General features: G+C 66.6%; 3 protein-coding genes. 1 reads left to right on the forward strand and 2 read right to left on the reverse strand.

Annotated features, from left to right (window positions below; translation table 11 throughout):
• The coding region (locus ASE59_RS01530; RefSeq protein WP_235515599.1) for a histidine kinase dimerization/phosphoacceptor domain -containing protein at nt 1-2,171 on the reverse strand (2,171 nt) is incomplete at its 3' end.
• Between the two features lie 85 nt (nt 2,172-2,256).
• Entirely contained in the window at nt 2,257-3,894 is a 1,638-nt protein-coding gene (locus tag ASE59_RS01535; protein ID WP_056451307.1) for a histidine kinase famiy protein, read from the reverse strand.
• Nucleotides 3,895-3,996: 102 nt separating this feature from the next.
• Between ASE59_RS01535 and ASE59_RS01540 the strand changes: the two genes are divergently transcribed.
• A complete protein-coding gene (locus tag ASE59_RS01540) occupies nt 3,997-4,851 on the forward strand; it encodes an oxygenase MpaB family protein (RefSeq protein WP_056451308.1) in 855 nt (284 codons plus the stop codon).
• Nucleotides 4,852-4,953: the final 102 nt, after the last annotated feature.

The following is a 4,953-nucleotide window of genomic DNA, read 5'->3' on the forward strand; positions in this document are numbered from 1 at the left end:
CCCTCGTTCGGCCCGGCGATCGGGGCCGACACCGTAAAGCGCAGCCCCGGGGCGTTGTCGCTTTCCTCGATCACCCCGTCCAGTCGCTTGACCATCGCGGTCAGCATCCGCGTGCCGAAACCGGTGCGATTGCCGACCCGCCCGCGGCCGCGATCGGCGACGGTCAGGCGGAAACGGTTGCGGAACCGCTCCAGCGTGACGGCGATCGGTCCCGACTTGCCCTCATAGGCATATTTCTGGGCATTGATGACCAGTTCGACCAGCACCAGCCCGACCTGCACCGCCGCATCGGCGGAAATCAGCATCGGCGACAGGTCCATGGTCAGCCGCCCGGCCCATTCGGCCCCCATCGACGCCTGCATTTCGGACAACAGGTCATCGATATAGCGGCCGAGGTCGATAACGGTGACGGTGTCGTCCGAATAGAGGCGGCGATGGACCAGCGCGACCGCCGACAACCGCCGCTGCGCCTCGCCCAGATGGCGGGTCAGCGTCTCGTCATTCTCGGCGGTCGCCTGCATCGCCAGGAACGCGACCACCAGTTGCAGGCTGTTCTGCACCCGGTGGTTGACCTCCTTGATCAACGTTTCCTGCTGCGCGAGCAGCGCGTCCTTGTCGGTGACCGCGCGCGACAATTCGCGGTTCAGCTCGCTGATCCGGCGCCGCTGGCGCACATCGAACAACAGGCGCGACAGCCGATGTGCCGCCTCGACCTCCGCCGGGGTCCAGGGCCGCGCCCGCCCGCGTATCTCCTCGCTCCATGCCGCGAACGACGCGCGGGGGGTCAGCGGCTGATCGGGTGAGTCGCTCACCGCCTTGTGCGGATTGCCGGCCCATTGGATCGTCTGCAACGTCTCGGCCCGGAACCACATCAGCACCACCGGCTCCTCGACCGACAGCGTGATCGCCAGGATGCCGCTCGCCAGGTCGCGATAGGCGTGCGCGGCGGGTAGGCGCAGTTCGAGCGCGGCGCTGTGCGTCAGGATCGAACCCTGCTGCCGGACCCAGCGCGACAGGTCGTCAATGTCCTCGCGCGCCGGCACATGGCCCGAGGTATGCAGGACGGCACCGCGTTGCAGAGCGAAGCCATCGGCACCCAACATGCGTTGCAGGTCGTGACCGATCAACGCGGCGGTGTGTTCCGGATCGCTGTCCTGTGCCAGCCGCTGCGCCAGCGCGTCCTCCGCCGCGCGCAGCCGCAGCCGCTCGCGATATTCGGCGGCCTCTTCCTTGGCGCTCACCTGTTGCGCGAACGATGCCGCGACCAGTTCGCAGGTCTTGCGCTGGAGATAGGACAGGGTGCGCGGCGTGCGGTGGTGGCAGGCGACCAACCCCCACAACATGCCGTCCTTGATGATCGATACCGATGCCGATGCCGCGACGCCCATGTTGTGCAGATACTGGACATGGATCGGCGACACCGCCCGCAGCCCGACGTCGCTCAGATCGACCTCGCGCAGCGCCGGATCGATGCCGGTGATCGGGGCGGGGGTGTAGGTCGCGTCGGGAATGACCCGCACCCGGTTGCGGACATACAACGCGCGCGCCTGTCGCGGGATGTCGGACGCCGGGAAATGATGGTTCAGGAACCCATCCATGTCGGGCGCATGGCGTTCGGCGACGACCTTCCCCGAATCATCGTCGAGGAAGCGGTAGATCATCACCCGGTCGAAACCGGTCAGCCTAGAAAAGATCGCGGCGGCACGCGCGCCCAGATCGTCAAGGTCGACGGCACGCGCGAATTCCTCGCCGCCATGTTCGATCCAGATCAGCGCGTCGTCGGTACCCGGCTGGCCCGGCGCGGTCGGCTCGATCTCGACCAGCCATTGTGCGCCGGCACGGCTGGCGACGACCGAGAGCGACCGGTCGTTGATCGTGCCGAGCGATACCGGTCCGGCGATCGTCGACCGCAGGACGCCCAGCCCATCGGCACCGACCAGCGGACCGATCGGCCCGCCCAGCCAGTCATTCCCCAGCAATCCGGCGACATCCCCCGCGCCGCCCGTGATCCGGTCCTGCACGGGGTCGACGATCAACAGCACGCCATGCGGCTGGATCGCGCCGGGAATATGGATAGGCTCGCGATCGCACGCGGTCAGGTCTGGCCCCAGGTCGGATGCCGAATGGGCGTCCGCCCGACGCGGTGCATCGAAGTCTGCATTCGTCGCCAACAGATGGCCTTTCGTCGTCATCATGCGACCCGATGACGAAGACCGCAGCGGGAAGTATTTGTAGTAAAAGGAGTCGGCATTTTGTTCAACCGGCCCCCGTGGCGCCATCCAGTACGTGGCGAATTCGCCCGGCCAGATCGGCCCGTTTGTAGGGTTTGCCGATCAGGTCGAATTCCGTCCCGCGCGCGTCGACCCGTTCGATCGATGCCTCGGCATAGCCGGTGGTCAGCAGCACCTTCAGCCGGGGGCGTTGCCGCCGGGCCTCGCGTGCCAGCATCACGCCGTTCATGCCGCCGGGCATGATCAGGTCGGTGAACAAAAGGTCGACCGGCGTGCCGCGTTCGAGGATATCGACCGCCTCGGGGCCGTTATTGGCGCGCACCACCTTGTATCCGAAATCGTTCAGGATCGCCTCGGCCAGGTCGCCGATGTCGCGCTGGTCCTCGACCACCAGGATCGTCTCGTCGCCGCGCGAATCGCGTTCGCTGTGGGTGCGGCGACGGCGGATCGGTTCGGCGGCATCGGTCGCCGCGGGGAACAGCAGGTGGACGGTCGTGCCCTTGCCTTCCTCCGATTCGATCTTCAGCGCACCATCGGACTGCTTCATGAAGCCATAGACCATCGACAGGCCCAGACCGGTGCCTTGCCCCTGATCCTTGGTCGTGAAGAACGGCTCGGTCACCCGCGCCAGTATCTCCGGCGTCATCCCCGATCCAGTATCCGCGATCGACAGTCCGATATACTCGCCCTGTCGCGCTTCGGAAAAACGCGGATCGGTGCCGTCGACACAGACATGCTCGGCGGTCACGGTCACCGTGCCGCCGTCCGGCATGGCGTCGCGGGCGTTCATCAGGATGTTCAGGATCGCGGTTTCCGCTTGGACCGGGTCGATCCGCGCGTTGCAATCGCTACCGCACCGGTTGACCTCGATTTCGATCGGGGCCGTTCCGATGGTACGCTTCAGCATCGGCAGGAGGTTCGCGACCAGATCGTCGATATTGGTCACCCGCCCCGACAGCTTCTGCTTGCGCGAGAAGGCGAGCAGTTGCTGCGTCAATTCGGCCCCGCGCTCCGCCGCCTCGACCACCGCGCGTAGCGACCGGCTGGTCCGGGCCGGATCGAGCGGCTTTTCGTGGCTGCGCTCGACCTGGGTCAGCACGACGTCGGTGAACCCTTGAATGACCGTCAGCAGATTGTTGAAATCATGCGCGATCCCCCCGGTCAGCTGACCGACGGCTTCCATCTTCTGCGCCTGCCGCAGCCCTTCCTCGGCATCGCGGCGGCGGGTAACGTCGAGCTGTGAGGCGAAGTAATAGCGAAGCTCGCCATCGCCATCGAGCACTGGCGAGACGAACAGCGCGTTCCAGAAGGCGCTGCCGTTCTTTTTGTAGTTGATGAGTTCCACCGACGTTTCGCGGCGCTGGCGGATCGCATGGGCGACTTCGGCGACGGTATCGGGATCGGTATCCGGTCCCTGCAGAAACCGGCAGTTCCGCCCCAGCACCTCGTCCGCCGTATAGCCCGTCATCTGCAGGAAGGCCGGGTTGGCGAAGATGATCGGATTGTCGTCCTGTCGAGGATCGGTCACGATCATCGGCATCCGCGTGGTCTTTACCGCCGCGAAGAAGATGCCGTTCGCCGGATCGCGCATGTCCCCCTCCGCCATCGCCGGCTGGCGGTGTACGGGGTCGAGGGGTTTTTCCGGACTGGACGGCGAATGCATGGACGGAATCTACCGGTTCGAGTGCGAGGCTAAAGGTCTCGAGCGCAGCCTTTGGTTCCGTGGGCGCGGACCCGGATCGCGGCACCGGTCGTTCGTCGCGTCATGAACCCCGTCCGCCAAGCCATTGCCAGACAAGTCCGATCGCTGACCGGGGCGGGGGACGGTGCGATCGACCTGACCCGCCCGCCGGGCGACGACGGATTGTTCGGCCCGCAATCGGTCAGTTGGCGCGTCCATGGCGACTTTTCGTCGATGATGATCGGCGGCACGGCGGCGTTGCTGGTGCAGATGCTGAATCCCGGCGCGCTGGCCGGCGTGTGGGACCACAGCAATTTCCAGCGCGACATGCTCGGGCGGCTCAAGCGGACCGCGCAGTTCATCGCCGCCACCACCTATGGCAGTACGGCGGAGGCCGAGCGGCTGATCGCGCGGGTGCGGCAGATTCACGACCGGGTCCACGGTGTGCTTCCCGACGGCACCCCGTATGACGCCAACGACCCGCATCTGCTGACCTGGGTCCATGTCGCCGAGACCGATTCGTTCCTGCGCGCCTATCTGCGCTACCGTGACCCGACGCTGTCGCGCGCCGATCAGGACCGCTATTTCGCCGAGAATGTCGTGGTGGCCGAACGGTTGGGAGCGACCGATGTGCCCGACAGCCGGGCGGCGGTCGATGCGTGGCTGTTGTCGGTCCGGCGCGAATTGCGTTGTGACGAACGGACGCGGACGGTGCGCGACGCGCTGCTGCACCAGCCGCTGCCCAATCCGCTGCTCAAGGGGTTCGGCGCGCTCAACACCGCCGCCGCGATCGACCTGCTGCCGCCTTGGGCGCAGGCGATGCTGGAGTTGCAGCCACACGGCGTCGGCGTCCGCACCGGTGCGCACGGCATGGCGCGCGTGTTGCGCTGGGCGCTGGGCGGATCGGCGTCTGAGCGGACGGCACGGGCGCAGGGGTAGGGACCAACGCGTCCTATGGTCGGCGCCATTGCTCCCCTCCCTGACAAGGGAGGGGCTGGGGGTGGGTAGGTTTGGGACTGGCCGAACCGTGCCTCACGGGCC

Source organism: Sphingomonas sp. Leaf10 (genome assembly GCF_001421245.1).
Classification (GTDB): Bacteria; Pseudomonadota; Alphaproteobacteria; order Sphingomonadales; family Sphingomonadaceae; genus Sphingomonas.